The 16,259-nt window shown below is 66.6% G+C and carries 17 protein-coding genes; 12 read left to right on the top strand and 5 right to left on the bottom strand.

Going from position 1 to position 16,259, the window contains the following annotated elements:
• The first annotated feature begins 235 nt into the window (after window positions 1–235).
• The gene (locus tag ACSC1R_RS02935; RefSeq protein WP_439027579.1) at window positions 236–1,366 is read left to right on the top strand and encodes a site-2 protease family protein; all 1,131 of its coding nucleotides are present in this window, start codon (window positions 236–238) and stop codon (window positions 1,364–1,366) included.
• A 407-nt stretch (window positions 1,367–1,773) separates the two neighbouring features.
• Here ACSC1R_RS02935 and thiL read toward each other — a convergent pair whose 3' ends face one another.
• A complete protein-coding gene (gene thiL / locus ACSC1R_RS02930) occupies window positions 1,774–2,655 on the bottom strand; it encodes a thiamine-phosphate kinase (protein ID WP_439027578.1) in 882 nt (293 codons plus the stop codon).
• A 180-nt stretch (window positions 2,656–2,835) separates the two neighbouring features.
• Between thiL and ACSC1R_RS02925 the strand changes: the two genes are divergently transcribed.
• The 4 genes from ACSC1R_RS02925 (at window position 2,836) to ACSC1R_RS02910 (ending at window position 5,375) form a co-directional block, all read left to right on the top strand.
• Window positions 2,836–3,840 (top strand): lysylphosphatidylglycerol synthase transmembrane domain-containing protein, encoded by a 1,005-nt coding sequence (locus tag ACSC1R_RS02925; RefSeq protein ID WP_439027577.1) that lies wholly within the window; start codon window positions 2,836–2,838, stop codon window positions 3,838–3,840.
• Between the two features lie 40 nt (window positions 3,841–3,880).
• Window positions 3,881–4,336, top strand: a complete 456-nt coding sequence (locus ACSC1R_RS02920; protein WP_439027576.1) for a 30S ribosomal protein S19e — start codon at window positions 3,881–3,883, stop codon at window positions 4,334–4,336.
• A gap of 92 nt (window positions 4,337–4,428) precedes the next feature.
• Window positions 4,429–4,785 carry a DNA-binding protein gene (locus tag ACSC1R_RS02915; protein WP_439027575.1) on the top strand — a complete coding sequence of 119 codons (357 nt, stop codon included), beginning with the start codon at window positions 4,429–4,431 and terminating at the stop codon, window positions 4,783–4,785.
• Complete coding sequence (locus ACSC1R_RS02910) at window positions 4,785–5,375, top strand: DUF7411 family protein (RefSeq protein WP_439027574.1); 591 nt, start codon at window positions 4,785–4,787, stop codon at window positions 5,373–5,375. Before ACSC1R_RS02915 ends, ACSC1R_RS02910 begins: the two co-directional genes overlap by 1 nt.
• Before the next feature lie 271 nt (window positions 5,376–5,646).
• Here the strand turns inward: ACSC1R_RS02910 and ACSC1R_RS02905 are convergent, their stop codons facing one another.
• The gene (locus tag ACSC1R_RS02905; RefSeq protein WP_439027573.1) at window positions 5,647–6,744 is read right to left on the bottom strand and encodes a sensor histidine kinase; all 1,098 of its coding nucleotides are present in this window, start codon (window positions 6,742–6,744) and stop codon (window positions 5,647–5,649) included.
• An 83-nt stretch (window positions 6,745–6,827) separates the two neighbouring features.
• On the opposite strand from ACSC1R_RS02905, the gene hisS reads away from it, so the two are divergent.
• Both hisS and ACSC1R_RS02895 read left to right on the top strand, forming a co-directional pair.
• A complete protein-coding gene (gene hisS / locus ACSC1R_RS02900; protein ID WP_439027572.1) occupies window positions 6,828–8,144 on the top strand; it encodes a histidine--tRNA ligase in 1,317 nt (438 codons plus the stop codon).
• 87 nt (window positions 8,145–8,231) lie between these two features.
• A complete protein-coding gene (locus ACSC1R_RS02895; protein ID WP_439027571.1) occupies window positions 8,232–8,570 on the top strand; it encodes a putative quinol monooxygenase in 339 nt (112 codons plus the stop codon).
• Between the two features lie 36 nt (window positions 8,571–8,606).
• Here the strand turns inward: ACSC1R_RS02895 and ACSC1R_RS02890 are convergent, their stop codons facing one another.
• A complete protein-coding gene (locus ACSC1R_RS02890) occupies window positions 8,607–9,050 on the bottom strand; it encodes a hypothetical protein (protein ID WP_439027570.1) in 444 nt (147 codons plus the stop codon).
• Window positions 9,051–9,142: 92 nt separating this feature from the next.
• Here ACSC1R_RS02890 and ACSC1R_RS02885 point away from each other — a divergent pair, with 92 nt between their 5' ends.
• The 3 genes from ACSC1R_RS02885 to truA are packed head-to-tail and all read left to right on the top strand — an operon-like array spanning window position 9,143 to window position 10,990.
• On the top strand, window positions 9,143–9,610 hold the full coding sequence (locus ACSC1R_RS02885; protein ID WP_439027569.1) for a hypothetical protein: 468 nt from the start codon (window positions 9,143–9,145) through the stop codon (window positions 9,608–9,610).
• Window positions 9,600–10,109, top strand: a complete 510-nt coding sequence (locus ACSC1R_RS02880; RefSeq protein ID WP_439027568.1) for a hypothetical protein — start codon at window positions 9,600–9,602, stop codon at window positions 10,107–10,109. Before ACSC1R_RS02885 ends, ACSC1R_RS02880 begins: the two co-directional genes overlap by 11 nt.
• A 53-nt stretch (window positions 10,110–10,162) precedes the next feature.
• Window positions 10,163–10,990, top strand: coding sequence for a tRNA pseudouridine(38-40) synthase TruA (truA, locus tag ACSC1R_RS02875; RefSeq protein WP_439027567.1), 828 nt, complete (start codon window positions 10,163–10,165; stop codon window positions 10,988–10,990).
• Window positions 10,991–11,147: 157 nt separating this feature from the next.
• Here truA and ACSC1R_RS02870 read toward each other — a convergent pair whose 3' ends face one another.
• Window positions 11,148–12,038: a spondin domain-containing protein gene (locus ACSC1R_RS02870; protein WP_439027566.1), complete on the bottom strand. Its 891-nt coding sequence runs from the start codon at window positions 12,036–12,038 to the stop codon at window positions 11,148–11,150.
• Between the two features lie 357 nt (window positions 12,039–12,395).
• Entirely contained in the window at window positions 12,396–13,721 is a 1,326-nt protein-coding gene (locus tag ACSC1R_RS02865; protein WP_439027565.1) for a M28 family peptidase, read from the bottom strand.
• A 243-nt stretch (window positions 13,722–13,964) separates the two neighbouring features.
• Between ACSC1R_RS02865 and ACSC1R_RS02860 the strand changes: the two genes are divergently transcribed.
• Together ACSC1R_RS02860 and pepF are read left to right on the top strand one after the other, a co-directional pair.
• Window positions 13,965–14,138: a hypothetical protein gene (locus tag ACSC1R_RS02860; protein ID WP_439027564.1), complete on the top strand. Its 174-nt coding sequence runs from the start codon at window positions 13,965–13,967 to the stop codon at window positions 14,136–14,138.
• Window positions 14,139–14,316: 178 nt separating this feature from the next.
• Complete coding sequence (pepF, locus tag ACSC1R_RS02855) at window positions 14,317–16,110, top strand: oligoendopeptidase F (protein ID WP_439027563.1); 1,794 nt, start codon at window positions 14,317–14,319, stop codon at window positions 16,108–16,110.
• Window positions 16,111–16,259: the final 149 nt, after the last annotated feature.

The following is a 16,259-nucleotide window of genomic DNA, read 5'->3' as shown; positions in this document are numbered from 1 at the left end:
ATCCCACCCGACTCTCGCTGCCTCTGCCGCGTCGCCCTGACGCGGTCCCCACCCCCGTCTGTCATCTTCGACGTCCCGGAGAGCGACAGCTATCCAGCTTCGGCCCTCCCCCCGAACCACGTTCCTCGCACCATCCACACCCGACCAGACACCGCCCGGTCGGACATCGATCTCGGTTACGTCATCGTGACGCCGCCGTGGGTTTTTACGGGCCGATGCCGTACTGTCGGTACAGATGCCTGCCAGCGAGACGTCGCCAGACGCCGGCCCTCCACTCTCGGCGTTCGACGACGAGTTCTACGTCGAGGAGGTGCAGCGAGACGGCGACACGCTGTACTACTACGGCATGCCGCTCCGGCAACCGGACGTGGTCATGCAGAACGTCTGGCAGACCTTCCACGACGCTGGTTTCGAGCCACAGCTCACCACCCGCGCCGGTCGGTACGTCATCGTCGCCGAACCCTCGGGTGCGGGTGTCGACGGCATCCCGTGGAAGAACGTCCTGCTGTTCGTCGCGACGGTGTTCTCGACGCTGCTCGTCGGAGCCCAGTGGTTCTTCATCGACCCGTTCGCCCACCCCTGGGAGGCGGTGGCGACGGCGTGGCCCTTCTCCGCGGCTATCCTCGTCGTGCTCGGGACACACGAACTCGGCCACTACGTGATGAGTCGCTACCACAACGTGGACGCGTCGTTGCCGTACTTCCTGCCGTTCCCGACGCTCATCGGGACGATGGGGGCCGTCATCCGCATGCGCGGGCGGATGCCCGACCGCAAGGCGCTGTTCGACATCGGTGCGGCCGGCCCCCTCGCGGGTCTGGTCGCGACGGTCGTCGTCACCGTCGTCGGCCTCCACCTCCCACCGGTGCAGGCGCCGCCGGGGTTCGACCCCGGCCCGAACGCGGTCACCATCCAGCTCGCGTTCCCGCCGCTCATCCGAATCCTCGCGGAGGTGACGGGGCAGCAGCTCTCGTACGCGGACCCGACGGTGAACGTCCACCCGGTCGTCATCGGCGGCTGGGCGGGCTGTTTCGTCACGCTGCTCAACCTGATTCCGGTGGGGCAACTCGACGGCGGGCACATCATGCGCGCGATGTTCGGCGAGCGCCAGGAGACGCTGGCGACGCTCGTTCCGGTGGGGCTGTTCGCCCTCGCGGGCTTCCTGCACTTCGTCGAGCACTACTCGCTCAACAACGTCTTCATCTGGATATTCTGGGGTGGCCTGGCGGCGTTCGTCGCCGCGGCAGGGTCGGCCCGGCCGGTGAGCGAGGAGGAGCAACTCGATTCGACCCGGATGGCGCTGGGCGTCCTGACGTTCGTGCTGGGCATCCTCTGTTTCATGCCCGTACCCGTCGCGATTGTGGGCTGAATCGGCTGTTCGTGCGGGTGTGGCTGTGTATGGGTGCGCTCGTATCCAGTCCTCGCAAGTGCGGTGCGAGGCGAGGTGAGTCTGGTGCGAGGCGAGGTGAGTCTGGTGCGAGGCGAGGTGGGTCTGGTGCGAGGCGAGGTGGGTCTGGTGCGAGGCGAGGTGGGTTTAGTGCGAGGACAGGCGGCTCTTCCAGCGAACAGGGTACTCGCGCCGGTGGCACTGGAACCGCCACCGCACAGCACCGCCGCGCACCACAGCCTCCCCAGCCGACTCCCTCCGTTCCACTACACTTCGTTCCGTTCCACTCCGGTCGTCCCTCGCGTGATTCCGGCTCGCGGTCTGCGACACGCTCGCCAGCACGCGCCAGTCGGTGAATCCAGTACTCGTCGAAACCCAGTCCCTGCGTCTCACTTCCCGTGCGTGAACCCGCGGTCGGGAAGCGCCTCGCCGTCCATCGTGAGGCCCGACTCGGGGTCGGTGACCTGCCCGATGACCGAAATCGGCGTCGGCGAGGCCTCGCGAGCGGTTTCGAGGGCAGTTTCGGGCAGGGTGAACACGAGTTCGAAGTCTTCACCGAAGAAACAGGCGAGTTCGCGCAAATCCGCCTCGTCGGCAGCCACCTCGTGGACCGCCTCCGCGACCGGCACGTCGTCGAACTCGACGGCGAACCCGCAGTCGCTGGCCTCCGAGAGCTGGTGCAGTGAGCGAGCCAGCCCGTCGGACGAGTCCATCATCGCGGTCGCGTGGGCGGCGAGCGCCTGCCCCGACCCGACGCGGGGTTCGAACCGGAACAGGTCGTTGGCGCGTTCGGTCTCGCCCTGCTCGAACAGGCGGAGGGCGGCCCCAGAGCGTCCCATCGTCCCGGTGACACAGACCAGGTCGCCAGGGGTCGCGCCGTCACGAGGGACCGGGTCGTCGGTCGTACCGAGAGCCGTGGTAGCGACGGTGAACTCGGTGTGGGAGTCGAGGTCGCCGCCGACGTACTCCGCACCGACCGCCTCGCAGACGTCGCGAGCACCGCGGACGAAATCCAGCAGGTCCCCTTCCTCGAATGCCGGGGCCGCGTACACTGCGACGGCGGCGGTCGCCTCGGCTCCCATGGCGGCAACGTCGGAGAGTGAGGCACCGACTGCTCGCCAGCCGGCGGTGTATCTGGTCGTCCCGGGCGGGAAGTCGGTCCGCTCGTGGAGCATGTCCGTCGTGACGACCTGTCCGTCGACGACGGCTGCATCGTCGCCGGCACGCCCGACGACACCACCGATGAGGTCCAGTGCGGCCCGTTCGTCCATACCGTGGCGGTTTCGCGCGGGTGCCAAAAAACGGACCGGTCCGAGGATGGACCGACAAACCGGCGAATCGGCGCACCGGTGGTGCCCCGAGAGTGTTGCACACACGCGGACGGAGTCGGTGGGTTCAAGCAGGTAACGGGTGACGGACTGTCCATGGCCGGAGACTGGGATGTTCGCGCCATGGCAGCGGGGTTCGTCGGTGCACTCGTCGTGCTGGCCGTGTTGCTGTGGTTCGTCGGATTCGACGCCGTCGTCGCGCAGCTCGCGGCCGCCGACCCGGTCGTCTTCGCGTTCGTCCTCCTCGCCGCCCTCGTCTGGCTGCTCGCCTGGGGGCTCGCCCTCCGGTCCGTCCTCGGCGCCCTCGGCATCGACTTCTCGGTCCGCGACGCCTTCCTCGTGTACTCGGCGGCGACGTTCGCGAACAACGTGACGCCGTTCGGGCAGGCAGGCGGTGAACCGTTCAGTGCTCTGCTCATCTCCCGCGTCGCCGACAGCGAGTACGAGACGGGTCTCGCTGCCATCGCGAGCGTCGACGCCATCAACTTCGTGCCATCGGTCGCCTTCGCGCTCATCGCCATCGTGTACTACGGGGCGACGGTCACGCTGACGGACCAGCTCGTCGACGCCGCCGTGGTAGTCGTCGTGTTGACGGCTGTACTCGCGGTCGCGGCGTACGTCGGCTGGCGAAACCGGTACCGGGTCGAGGAGGTCGTCGTCAGGGTCGTCTCACCGCTCGTCTGCCGACTCGGCCGTGTCGTCCCACGAGTGTCACCGCCGGGTCCCGACGACATCCGACGACGCATCGAGGGCTTCTTCCGGACCATCGAGCGGGTCGCCAACGACCGGGTCTCGCTGCTCGCGACCCTCTCGTACTCGGCGGTGGGCTGGCTCATGCTGGTCACCTGCCTCTGGCTCTCGCTGTACGCACTCGGGTTCCGAGGGCCCGAGCTGTTCGTCGCGTCGATGCTCGCGGTGCCGCTTGGCAGTGTCGCGAGCATCACGCCACTTCCGGGCGGCCTCGGTGGCATCGAGACGGTCCTGTTGATGATTCTCCCCACCGTGACGGGCATCGAGGCGGCGTCGGTCAGTGCCGGTATCTTGCTCCACCGGCTCGCGACGTACTGGTTTCCGGTGTTCCTCGGTGGCGGTGCGATGGCCGCACTCGGGGCGTCGGACCGGGCCTAAGACGATGGTCTTTTAACCCGCGCGAGGGAACGTGGCGTCAATGACAACGATGTACGACGTGCCGGCGGACGCCCTCATCGAGGCGCTCGCCGAGGACCTCGAAGGTCGACTCGAACAGCCCGACTGGATCCAGTTCACGAAGACCGGTGTGAGCAAGGAACTGCCCCCGGAGCAGGACAACTTCTGGGCCATCCGCGCGGCTTCGCTCCTCCGCAAGGTCGCCGACAGCGGCCCGGTCGGTGTCGAGCGTCTCGCCACCGAGTACGGCGGTGCAACCGGCGGCTCCAACCGCTACCGCGTCGCCACCTCGAAGCGCTCCTCGGCCTCGAAGAAGGTCATCCGCACCGCGCTCCAGCAGCTCGAAGACGAGGGTCTCGTCCAGACGCAGAAGGGCGCCGGCCGTAGCGTGACCGACGAGGGTCGCAGCCTCCTCGACAACACCGCCGACGAGGTCATGGCAGACCTCGACCGTCCGGACCTCGAACGGTACGCGTAAGCGACGTTTCTCCACGTTTCGCCCGTTCGATAGCGGCTGCGCTCTCTCTGGCAGTCGAAACGATTTTCCTGCACAATCCACAACAGAGTCGTATGAGCGGTAGCCCCAACGACGACGAGATAGAACGGCTTCGACAGGAGAAGATGGAGAAACTCCGCGAACAGCAACAGCAGGGCCAGGGACAGGCCGACGCGGAGGCCCAGGAGGCCATGCAGGAACAGGCCGAGGCACAGAAGCAGGCGCTGCTTCGCCAGTACCTCACCGACGGCGCTCGTCAGCGCCTCAACTCGGTGAAGATGTCCAAGCCACAGTTCGGCGAGCAGGTCGAACAGCAGATTATCGCCCTCGCCCGGTCCGGCCGCGTCCAGGGGAAGATAGACGAAGCGAAGATGAAAGACCTCCTTCGCGAACTCAAGCCTGACTCGAAGAGCTTCAACATCCGTCGCTGATGCGGTTGGGCCTGCTCTACAGCGGCGGCAAGGATTCGACGCTCGCGGCGCTCCTGTGCGCCGAGTTCTACGACGTGACACTGGTAACGGGGAGTTTCGGCGTCACGGACGACTGGGAGCACGCTCGAGACGCTGCCGAGGCGGTCGGGTTTCCCCACGAACGGCTCGACCTCGACCGCGAGGTGGCCGAGTCCGCGGTCGACCGGATGGTCGCGGACGGCTTCCCACGGAACGGCATCCAGAACGTCCACGAGCACGCGCTCGAAGAACTCGCGGCCTCGGAGTTCGATGCCATCGCCGACGGGACGCGCCGCGACGACCGCGTGCCGACGGTCTCGCGGGCACAGGCGCAGAGTCTCGAGGACCGCCACGGCGTGGACTACATCGCGCCACTGTCGGGGTTCGGCCGTGGGGCGGTCGACCGCCTCGTCGAAGCGGAACTCGACGTGACCATCGGCCCGAGCGAGGAGATTCGCCGGGCGGACTACGAGGCGGAACTGCGTGCGTTACTGGCCGAAGACCGTGGGCCGGGCGTCATCGAGGACGTGTTCCCCGCACACGACCAGACGTTCGTCACCGGTATCCGGTGAGGTGCTGTGTTCTCTTTCGACAGCCTTCGTGACCGACTGCCGTGGGTGCGCTCACTGTGGCTACACGAGGACCGGTAACACTTGACTATGGAGGGCCGGTAGCACTGTGGATATCTCTATTGGCTGTCAACTGTCGGGCCGTGGTTAGCCAGCCCTGTGGCTGGCTCACCGAGAACCGCAGAACCCCTCGATTTCGACTGGAGAACCGAAGAAACTGTTTGTCTGTTTATTTCTATTTATCGTCGGGTCCTTCGCGTACGTGTTGGAAAAATTACGACGTCTCGAAGACGAACTCGGCCCCGCCGTCCCGGCTCTCGTCGACGTGGACGGACCAGCCGTGGGCGTCGGCGATGGATTCGACGATGGCCAGTCCGAGTCCGGATCCATCGTCGCCGGTGTGCCCGCGTTCGAACACCTGCTCGCGTTTCTCCTCGGGGATACCGGGGCCGTCGTCGGCGACGACGAACCCGTCGGCGGTCTCCTCGACGGTGACGGTGACGTCCCCTCGCCCGTGCTCTATTGAATTGCGGAAGAGGTTCTCCAGCAGTTCGACGAGTCGCGACCGGTCGGCGTCGATGGACCCACCGTAGTCGACGCGCAGGGTCGCGTCGCCGGTCTGGACGCCATCCCAGGCGGCGGTCGCGGCGGCGTCGAGGGCGACGGCCTCGCGGTCGCCGACGACCCGACCCTGTCGGGCGAGCGCGAGCGACTCCTGGATGAGGTCGTCCATGCGGTCCAGTGCGTGTTTGACTTCCTTGAGGTGGGCCGGGTCGCCACTGCGAAACGTCTCTTCGAGCTGGGCCTGGGCGACGCTGAGTGGGTTCCGGAGGTCGTGGCTGACGACGCTGGCGAACTCGTCGAGTCGTTCGCGCTGGCGTTCGGCCTCGCGGGCCGCGATGCGCTGGCGGACCTCGCCGACACCCGCGACCGACCCCGCACCGACGCCCACGGTCCCCGCGACGAGTGTGAGGTACAGCGGGTGCGTGACGGGCACCCCGTCGGTGAGCAGGATGAGCAGGTGCAACGCGGTGACCAGCGCGGCCACGAGGAAGCCGAACAGGCCGTAAGAGAAGACGGTGAGGCGGTCGCGGGCCCCCACGTCGTCTCGTATCAACTGACGGTCGATGACTACCACGGCCACGCTCGCGGCGAACGGGAGGGTTCCCTGGATGACGTCGCGGATGAGGGGGTCCGGGTCGATGAGCGCCCGGAGCAGGATGGTCGTCGCGAGGACCACACCGAGGACGGTGAGCGGCGAGACCGGCAGGCCCACGGCCAGCTCGCGAACCCACGGTTGCTCGCCGGCTGGCCGGCCGGTCGCCGACCGGTCCTCGGCTGGTCGTTTCTCCGCCGACTGTCGCCCGCCCATCTTGACAGCGATACCGGTCGGGCGACCTTAACTCTCGGGGCCGGATGAAAGGTTTCAAGCGCGCTGTGACCCAACCGCGGCGTATGTACGACGGACTCAAGGGCTTCCGTGATATCTACCCGGCGGAGATGGCCGCCTACCGGGCGGTCATCGACACCGTCGAGGACACGGCCCGCCGCTACGGGTTCCGCGAGATCGCCACCCCGGCGATGGAGCGAACCCAGATGTACGTGGACAAGTCGGGCGAGGACATCGTGGAGGAACTGTACGCCTTCGAGGACAAGGGTGGTCGCGAGGTGTCGCTCACCCCCGAGCTGACGCCGACGGTCGCCCGGATGGTCGTCGCGAAGCAACAGGAACTCTCCAAGCCTATCAAGTGGTTCTCGACGCGCCCGTTCTGGCGCTACGAGCAGGTCCAGCAGGGTCGCTTCCGCGAGTTCTACCAGACCAACGTCGACATCTTCGGTTCCTCGGAGCCCGAGGCCGACGCCGAGATTCTCGCCTACGGCGCGGACATGCTCACCAACTTCGGCCTCGACGCCGACGACTTCGAACTGCGGGTCTCCCACCGCGACATCCTGGGTGGCCTCCTCCGGGAGTTCGAGACCGACGAGGCGGTCGACGTGCGCAACGCCATCCGCGCCGTCGACAAGCGCGCGAAGGTCGAGGAGAACGAGTACCTCGACCTGCTGTACGAGGCCGGCCTGAGCTACGATCAGGCCCGCGAGTTCGACGACCTGCTGCTCGCCGGCGACGAGGACCTCGACGCGCTCACCGAGTGGTCAGACAGCGAGCAGGTCCACGACGCCGTTTCCAACCTCCAGAACGTCCTCGCCGCGACCGAGGACTTCGGCGTGCGCGAGTTCTGTGAGGTCTCGCTGACGACCGCCCGTGGATTCGATTATTATACAGGAGTCGTCTTCGAGTGCTTCGACTCCACCGGCGAGGTCTCTCGCGCCGTCTTCGGCGGCGGCCGCTACGACGACCTCATCGAGGACTTCGGCGGCCAGCCCACGCCCGCGGTCGGGGTCGCCCCCGGCGTCGTCAACTCCACGCTTCCCCTGTTGCTCCAGCGTGCCGGCGTCTGGCCCGACGAAGCCATCCAGACCGACTACTACGTCCTCACGGTCGGCGACACCCGTCCGGTCGCCTCGCGCATCGCCCGGGAACTGCGCGAGTCCGGCAACGTCGTGGAATCTGACGTCGCCGGCCGGTCGTTCGGTGCCCAGATGAACTACGCCGACTCCATCAACGCCGAGACCGTCGTCATCGTCGGCGAACAGGACTTAGAGAACGACGAGGTCACCGTCAAGGACATGGAATCCGGTGACCAGACTACCGCCCCCGTCGACGACTTCCCCGGCGACCGCGCACACCCGACGCTCGCCGACTTCGAGTAAGTCGCCTGGGGCTGGCGTGTCCGATGGGTGTTACACAGCCACACACCAGGCGGACCTCTTTTCTACTCGCCCCCGTTCGTCTTGACGATGTTCGTCATCCAAACGAGTATTCCGGTCGACCCCGCCCATCGCGACGAGTTCGAGACGCTCACCGCGGCGCTCGTGGAGCGCACACGCGAGCAGGACGGGACAATCGACTACCAGGCGATGGGCGACCTGACCGACCCGAACACGGTTCGATTCTTCGAACGCTACGAGGACGAAGCTGCGCTCGAAGCACACACGCAGACGCGAGAATACCGAGCGTTCGTCGCGGCGCTCCCCGAGGTGACCGACGGGAACCTGAAGACCGTCCAGTTCGAGGTAGACGAGCCACTCGACGAGGTGCAGTTCGAGGCGGCGGAGGCGGTCCCCGACGAGTGGTGAGCGGAGATAGAATTAGCAGGGGCCCGGTCACACCGACTACAGGGCGTCCACTTTGCGCTTCGTCCGGTCGATGACCGCCGCCCGCACCATCGCGCCGGGCGTGGTGAACTCGGTGGTGCGCGAGAGGAACGAACTGGTCTGGGTGGCCGGGACGCCGCCATCGCCATCCTCGCCCACTGAGAAGGCGGCACCCACGTCATCGTCCCATGGGCTGGCGGCGTGGAGTGACTCGAAGTCGTCGAACTCGGTGTGGGCCGCGAGGAACGCGGGGGTGAACAGTTCGGTGAGGCTGTCGGTGTCCCCGGCTCCGACGGCGTCCGCGAGGGCGGTGCTCTCCTCCAGGACGGCCGACAGCGCGTCTATCTGTGCCATGGTGAACTCCTGGTCCTCGATGCCGAGTGCGTCGGCGAGCCCCGGCCCGATGATGTCGGCGACCTCGGACCCCGAAAGCGTGTCCGTCCCGTCGGTCTCGTCGTCCATATCTCGGTGCTCGTGCTCCGGCCGTCTAAGCGTACCGGGTGACCGGTCGCACCGTGACAACCTCTTTATCATCTGACAGTCAATGTCGGGCAATGGTCCTCTCACACTATGCGACAGCCCTCCTGGTCCGCCTGTTGCACCTGCTGGCGGTGACGGTGCTGGTCGGTGGTTCCGTCGTCGTGTGGCTGGCGTTCCGGAGCGGGACCGGATCCGAGTCCGGGGTCGCCGCTCACGAGCACCTGGTTGCGCTGGCCGCGAGCTACGAGTGGCTGTTCTGGGGCGCACTGAGCGTGGTCGTGATGACCGGCGTCGGGAACCTCGGGACGCTGGCACCGGCCGTCCCCACGACCGAGACGCGCTGGGGAGCGGTTCTCGCGCTGAAACTGGGCGTGCTCCTCGGGTTCGTCCTGTTCTCGATGGCCCGGTCACTGGCGGTCGTCCGGGTTCGACGGTTCGGGCTCTCCGGGTCGCAAGCCACCCTCACGCGTGCCTATGGCCTGACCGCGGGCACGCTCGTGCTGTTGCTCTCGCTGGCGGAGGTACTGGCACATGGCGGGTGAGGTGCCGGCCCGCCACCCTCGGCGGCCGACGCTGCTGGCGTGGTGCCTCGGGACGTATCACACCGCGACCCTGACCGCCGCCGGGGTGGCGGGCCTGCATCTCTCCGGGGCCGTCGGCGACCTGCTGGGTGGCCTGAACACGGTCGTCGGCTTCGCGGCGTTCCTGTACCTCTGGGCAGTGACGCTCTGGACGACGACCCAGGTACTCGGGGAGGTCGAGCTGTTCGGCGCCGAGGGACTGTCCACGCGGGCGCTTCTCGTGGCGGGCGCGAAGTGGGGGGCGGTGAACGGGCTCGTGTTCCTCTTCGGCGTGATACTCACGCTCGTGTTCGCGCTCCCTGGGGAGGTCCTCAACCTGTTCCTGTTCTTCTGTCTCGCGGGTGTGTTCGCCCTCGCGATCGGGGCGGTCATCGGCGTCGTCTTCGCGCTGGTGGACGCCGGGCTGCTGGCGCTCGCGCGGTGGGCGGTGCCGGCAGGTGACCCGGCGGCCGCGGAGTGACTCCCTGGCGCGAACGCGCCAGCTACAAACCCATGCCCGGCGAACCACCGCCAATGCGTGCGTTCCGCATCGCCTACGACGGTCGCCCCTATCACGGCTTCCAGCGCCAGCCCGACGTGCCGACCGTCGAGTCCGCGCTGTTCGAGGCGCTGGCTGGACTGGGTATCCTCGACGATGCCGACGAGGTTCCCCAGGGCTACGCGGCGGCGGGCCGGACCGACGCGGGCGTCTCGGCGGTGGCCCAGACGGTCGCGTTCGAGTGCCCGGACTGGCTGTCGCCGCGGGCGTTCAACGGGGAACTTCCGGCACACGTCCGGGCGTGGGCGAGTGCGGCCGTGCCCGACGACTTCCACGCGACCTACGACGCGACGAGCCGGGCGTACGAGTACCACCTGTACGCGCCCGGTGCAGACCCCGAACTGGCCAGTGAGGCGATGGCGGAGCTGGCAGGCACCCACGACTTCGCGAACCTGACCGCCACCTCGAAAGACGACACGGTCCGGACCCTGGAGACCGCCACGGTCGAACTCGATGGCGACTTTCTGGTGTTCTCGCTCCGGGCCGACGGCTTCCTCTGGGAGCTGGTCCGCCGGCTCGGGTCGCTCGTCAGGGCGGTCGCCACCGGGGCGGCACCTCTCTCGAAGGTCGACCGCGTGCTCGACCCGGAGCCGTTGCCCGGTCACGAGGGTGTTCCACCGGCGTCCCCGGCGGGGCTGGTGCTCGTCGATGCGACGTATCCTGGTGTGACGTTCGCGCGTGACGACCGGGGCGTCGAGAGCGTCCGCGAGGTGTTCGAGACGAAGCGGGCCGACGCGGCGACGAGAGCCAGGGCTGTCGGCTGTGTGGAACGGACGGTTGCGGGCGCAAAACGAGACGGGTAATGGATGGAGACGACGACGGATGGACAGGCCGGGATTCCGACGGCGGGGCACCCGAACAGCACTCGGGTGGCCCGAATGGTAGACTGGATGGGTGAGACGTACGGCCCATCGACTCCTCGTCCGGGTAAACGCCAGGACTACAGAGCGGCGTCGGTCGTCAGTAGGTTGAACGCGGGCCGACCTGTGCACCCGGGTCGGCCTGGGCGCACGGGTCAACCTGAGCACACGGGTCGGCCTGGGCGCACGGGTCAACCTGAGCACACGGGTCGACTTCGGCGCACGGGTCGGGCGCTTTCATCCTGACGGTGATGGTCCCGACGGGGCCACACCAGCCGTGCTTGCGGGCGTCGAGGTCACACATACCCATGATGCCCGGGTGCATGTGGATGACGCCTTCGGCGTTGCAGACGAGGTCCTGCTCGGCGGTCGGTTGACTGCCTTCGGCGAGGACGACGTCCGTGAACAGGAACGCTTCCTGCGCGAGGTCGGCGGCTTTCTCACTGTTGCACTCCACACCCGCGTCGTACGCGAAGATGGGTGCGGTGACGACCTGGCCCGGGAAGGTGGGCAGGCGCATGGAGTCGATGCCGGCGAACGCGTCGTTGGTCGCGAGCATCATCGACGCCATCGAGAGCATCGCGGGGCGAGCTTCGGTCTCGATTTCCATGGTGGCCTTGTTCGAGATGCCGGTATTGAGTGGGTCACAGGTCGACATCACGACGTCGTCACCGAGCGACAGACCGAAGATGTCCGACCCACACTCGTCGTTCATCTCGGTGTCGATGGTGGTTAGCATCGGGCCGAGGTCGGCGTTCCTCGCGAGTGATGCGAGTTCGGTAGTCGCTGGGGCACCGACCTGGAACAGTCTGGAGAACCCACCGTGGATGGTGACCACGGGCGGCGTCCACGCCTGGCCGAGTGTCGTGTTGCAGACGTCGACGATGTACGTGACTTTCGGCGGTTCGCACTGTATCGGTTGGCATTGCGGTTCACACGTCGGTGCTGGTGCGCACGTCGCGCAGGGGTCCGCGGCGGTCCCTCCGTACATGCCACGGCGGGCCGAGACGGTCCCGACACCACCGACCAGCGCGGCTCCCCCGAGTCCGAGTGTCGTGAGAACAGTGCGTCTGTTTACAGCGTTGGTTTGTTTTTTCATTGTATGAATCGCGCCATCGTGTAGCGATCGGCGCGATATCGTGCACCCCCCTGCACGCGGGCGTAGCGTCGTTTCGCATACGAAACTACGTCAGGGTAAGATGGTAAACATAACTTAACAGGTTTGTTTAGTTTTTGTATAGCGTCAACCAGATAAAGGATAAAATATTTGAGGAAAATTGTAGAAAGTACATGACGATTCGGTAGGTAACTATCCGTAATGTAGCGCCGTAACCAATTAGAAACCGGGCTACGTCGGCCAGATACCCGCCGCCCGCATCCCGGGTTCGAACGACTGCTCTCGGAGCGCTTCGTGGAGGGCATCAAAACTCAGCCTGCTGAAGTTTCTACACGCCAGCAAACGTACAAGTAAGCAGGTGAGCATGGCGTGCTCCCGTAACGTTCGGGAATCTGCTTTGTCTCTCGTGTCGGCTCGCGTGTGTGTTACTCCCCGCCCACGCTCGCCGCTCTCGGAGTGGAGTTGCAGAGCTGGCACACCCGTGCGCAAGAACGGCCAGTGGTCGCTCCACGGGTGCGGGTCCGGTTTCACGTGGACCGGGTGGTCGGTCTCGCGTGCCAGCTCGCGGGCGACCGATTCGAGTCCGTCGTGGGCGTGGGTGTACGCGACGAGGTCGCGGTGGCGGCCCGCGCCATCGACGTTGACGACGGCACGGATGCGGTCGGTGTCGAGTCGCTCCGCGAGTGCTTCGCTGCCGAGCAGACCCACCTCCTCGCCGCCGACACCCGCGACGCGCACGCGACAGTCGAGTTCACCTTCGAGGTCGGTGAGTGCCCGGGCGAGCGCGACCACGACGGCGATGCCACACCCGTTGTCGAGTGCTCCCTCGCCGACGTCGTGGGCGTCGAAGTGCGCCAGCACGAGTAGTTCCTCGTCTGTGTCCGGGCCGACCGTCCCGTGGACGACGTGGGTCTCGCCACGGTCGGTCGCGGCGTCGACCGACAGTCGTACCGTCCCGTCGCGTTCGGCGTACTCGCGGAGCCACTCGCCGGTCTCGTAGGAGACGCCGACGCCCGGGATGGTGCCCTCCTCGTCGAATCGCAGGGACCCGGTCGGCGGCAACTGGCCGGGAACGTGGTTCGCGAAGACGAACGCCTCGGCTCCGGCGTCGACCGCGTGGCCGTACTTCTCCATGCGGTGGACGAACCGCTGGGCGGCGGGGGTATCGGTGCTCGCGAGCGCGACGGCCCCGTCGAGGTCTGCGTCGGCGATTTCTTCGGGGGTACCGTGCCCCACGTCGACCAGCCGGGCCTCGGTCTCCCCGGGAGGCGAGTACGGGAGTGCGACCGCCTCGAACTCCCGCGTGACCGGTTCGACGACGCTGAACGCCGTCCCGCCACGGCTCCAGCGGGCGATGGGTGCGGTTTCGTGCGCGAGGGTCCCGACGCCCGCCGCCTCGAACTCGCGCTCGACGAGGTCGGCAGCACGTGCCTCGCCCGGGTGGCCCGCGAGTCGATCGTCGAGTTCACAGAGGTCGCTCAGGAACCGCCAGGGTGTTTCGTCGCGCCAGAGTCGACCGAGGACCGCGTCGACCTCGGTCGCGTCACTGTCCGTCATAGCTGGAGGTGCGTTGCCCCGCGGCAAAACTGTGGGTGTGCGACGCCTGGCCTCGGTGAAACGGTCGCAACGGCCACCCAACCGGCCCGAACGCGCTTCGCGTCGACGGGCGCGAGCATCAGTGAAACCGGGTATTTCCCGGTGAAACGTCGGACTAGCGGGCGATGAAATCATCGAAACCGTCGAAACGAAACGAACGAGTTCCGTGGTTCATGTGCCTCGCATTCACACCTCCGAACGACGATGCTAGCCGTCCTCGAAACCCTCACGTCCGCCCTCTCGACCGACGACGACGTCTACCAGTACGACTGCCGCGTCTGCGGGACGCGCTTCGAGTCGGACGAACGGACCGTCGACACCGTCAGTTGCCCCGACTGTGGCCTTCGCTCCCTGAGCGACTGGCTCCCGGAGAGCTGACCTGGGACTGTCTGATTCGACCAGACCCGGGCTGACTGGTTCCTGCAACACCAGCCAGACGGCCCCGCCGACATCATCTCCCCCTCCCCCAGTCGACACCACCCGACCCATCCGCGTCTTCGACCCTCGTGCGCCTCGGTTGGCAAGGCTTACCTCGGTTCGATTCGAAGCCGTCGCCATGAGTTCAGTCCCCGAACGGTCCGAGATAGACACCGAGTACACGTGGGACCTCGAGTCTATCTACGCGACAGACGAGGAGTGGGAGGAGGCGTTCGAGACGGTGCAGGCGGAGCTCGACGAGCTCGAACAGTACGAGGGTCGAGTCACCGAAGACGGCGAGACGCTGCTGTCGGTCCTCCAGCTTCGCGACGACATCATGCGCGAGGTGTCGATGGTGTACTCCTACGCTCGCATGCGCAAGGACGAGGACACCACGAACCAGCAGTACCAGGCGTTCACCGCCCGCGCCCAGTCGCTCTCCGCCGACGCCTCCAGCGCGGCGTCGTTCATCGACCCCGAGATTCAGTCGGCCACCCGTAACGACATCGACGCGATGGTCGCCGACGTCGAGGACCTGGAGACGTACGAGCACTACCTCGACGACGTACTCCGGATGAAACCGCACACCCGCTCGGCCGAGGTCGAGGAACTGCTGGCCGACCTCAGTGAGGTCACCGGCGGCACGAGCGAGGTGTACAACATGCTCGCGAACGCCGACATGGAGTTCCCGACCGTCGAGAAGCCCGACGGGAGCTCGGTCCAGATAACCCAGAACAACTTCACGACCCTGCTGAAGAACCAGGACCGCGAGTTCCGCAAGACCGTCCACGAGTCCTTCTACGAGGACTGGGCGGACGTGCGCAACACGGTCGCTGCGGCGTACAAGAACTCGGTGAAAGCCGACGTGAAGACGGCACAGGCGCGGTACTACGACACCGCCCGTGAGGCTGCCCTCGACGGCCCCAACGTCCCGGTCGACGTGTACGACAACCTGCTCGAGGCGGTCCGCGAGAACCTCGACAAGCTCCACCGCCACGCCGAACTCAAGGCCGACGCGCTCGGCGTCGACCAGCTCGAGATGTGGGACCTGTACATGCCGATGACCGAGACCGAGAGTCCGGACATCGAGTACGAGCAGGCCTGCGAGTGGGTCGTCGAGTCGCTCGGCGCGCTCGGCGAGGAGTACCAGGAGCGCGTCCAGGAGGGCCTCGACTCCCGCTGGGTCGACGTCTACGAGAACAAGGGCAAGCAGTCGGGCGCGTACTCCGGCGGCACCTACGACACCCAGCCGTTCATCCTGATGAACTGGCAGGACGACATCAGTTCGATGTTCACGCTGGCCCACGAGCTGGGCCACTCCATGCACAGCCAGTACACCAAGCAGGAACAGCCCTACGTCTACTCCGGGTACGAGATTTTCGTGGCCGAGGTGGCCAGCACGGTCAACGAGGCACTGCTCACCCAGTACCTGCTCGACACCGTCGAGGACGAGACGTTCCGTCGGCACGTCCTCAACGAGTACCTCGAACGCTTCCGGTCGACGCTGTACCGCCAGACCATGTTCGCGGACTTCGAGCACCAGACCCACGAACTGGTCGAGGACGGCGAGGCGCTCACCCCCGACGCCATCGACCAGGTGTACGGCGACCTCAAGCGCGAGTTCTACGAACCCGCGAACGTCGACGAGCACATCACGCGGGAGTGGATGCGCATCCCGCACTTCTACTACTCGTTCTACGTCTACCAGTACGCGACCGGCATCTCGGCCGCCGTCGCGCTCAGCCAGAAGATTCTCGACCCCGACGACGAGACGGCCGCAGACGACTACCTCGCGTTCCTCTCGAAGGGCTCGCGCAAGTACCCGCTCGAACTGCTGCGCGGTGCCGGCGTCGACATGGGCACGAAAAAGCCCGTACAGGAGGCGCTCGACGTGTACGGCGAGTACCTCGACGAGATGGCCGACCTGATTTAGGCGGGTTCGCTTTCTGTCGCGGGTTTTCGCTGGGCTTTTGGTTCTTTTCGTGTGTTTCGACCCCGGTGAGACCCGTAATCGAGGACAGGTCGCAGACGCCGTGCTGAATGGCGGGGGCAGTTCGGGCAGTAAATCTCCCCCGTCTCACC

It is taken from the genome of Haloarchaeobius ordinarius, from assembly GCF_051801355.1.
Lineage (GTDB): Archaea > Halobacteriota > Halobacteria > Halobacteriales > Natrialbaceae > Haloarchaeobius.
The sequence above is the reverse complement of the archived record's forward strand: the minus strand, read 5'-3'. Positions and strand labels throughout refer to the sequence as shown.

Coding starts and splice junctions, on each gene's coding strand:
- ACSC1R_RS02935 (WP_439027579.1), top strand. CDS start 236: ATGCCTGCCAGCGAGACGTCGCCAGACGCCGGCCCTCCACTCTCGGCG.
- thiL (WP_439027578.1), bottom strand. CDS start 2,655: ATGGACGAACGGGCCGCACTGGACCTCATCGGTGGTGTCGTCGGGCGT.
- ACSC1R_RS02925 (WP_439027577.1), top strand. CDS start 2,836: ATGGCAGCGGGGTTCGTCGGTGCACTCGTCGTGCTGGCCGTGTTGCTG.
- ACSC1R_RS02920 (WP_439027576.1), top strand. CDS start 3,881: ATGACAACGATGTACGACGTGCCGGCGGACGCCCTCATCGAGGCGCTC.
- ACSC1R_RS02915 (WP_439027575.1), top strand. CDS start 4,429: ATGAGCGGTAGCCCCAACGACGACGAGATAGAACGGCTTCGACAGGAG.
- ACSC1R_RS02910 (WP_439027574.1), top strand. CDS start 4,785: ATGCGGTTGGGCCTGCTCTACAGCGGCGGCAAGGATTCGACGCTCGCG.
- ACSC1R_RS02905 (WP_439027573.1), bottom strand. CDS start 6,744: ATGGGCGGGCGACAGTCGGCGGAGAAACGACCAGCCGAGGACCGGTCG.
- hisS (WP_439027572.1), top strand. CDS start 6,828: ATGTACGACGGACTCAAGGGCTTCCGTGATATCTACCCGGCGGAGATG.
- ACSC1R_RS02895 (WP_439027571.1), top strand. CDS start 8,232: ATGTTCGTCATCCAAACGAGTATTCCGGTCGACCCCGCCCATCGCGAC.
- ACSC1R_RS02890 (WP_439027570.1), bottom strand. CDS start 9,050: ATGGACGACGAGACCGACGGGACGGACACGCTTTCGGGGTCCGAGGTC.
- ACSC1R_RS02885 (WP_439027569.1), top strand. CDS start 9,143: ATGGTCCTCTCACACTATGCGACAGCCCTCCTGGTCCGCCTGTTGCAC.
- ACSC1R_RS02880 (WP_439027568.1), top strand. CDS start 9,600: ATGGCGGGTGAGGTGCCGGCCCGCCACCCTCGGCGGCCGACGCTGCTG.
- truA (WP_439027567.1), top strand. CDS start 10,163: ATGCGTGCGTTCCGCATCGCCTACGACGGTCGCCCCTATCACGGCTTC.
- ACSC1R_RS02870 (WP_439027566.1), bottom strand. CDS start 12,038: ATGTACGGAGGGACCGCCGCGGACCCCTGCGCGACGTGCGCACCAGCA.
- ACSC1R_RS02865 (WP_439027565.1), bottom strand. CDS start 13,721: ATGACGGACAGTGACGCGACCGAGGTCGACGCGGTCCTCGGTCGACTC.
- ACSC1R_RS02860 (WP_439027564.1), top strand. CDS start 13,965: ATGCTAGCCGTCCTCGAAACCCTCACGTCCGCCCTCTCGACCGACGAC.
- pepF (WP_439027563.1), top strand. CDS start 14,317: ATGAGTTCAGTCCCCGAACGGTCCGAGATAGACACCGAGTACACGTGG.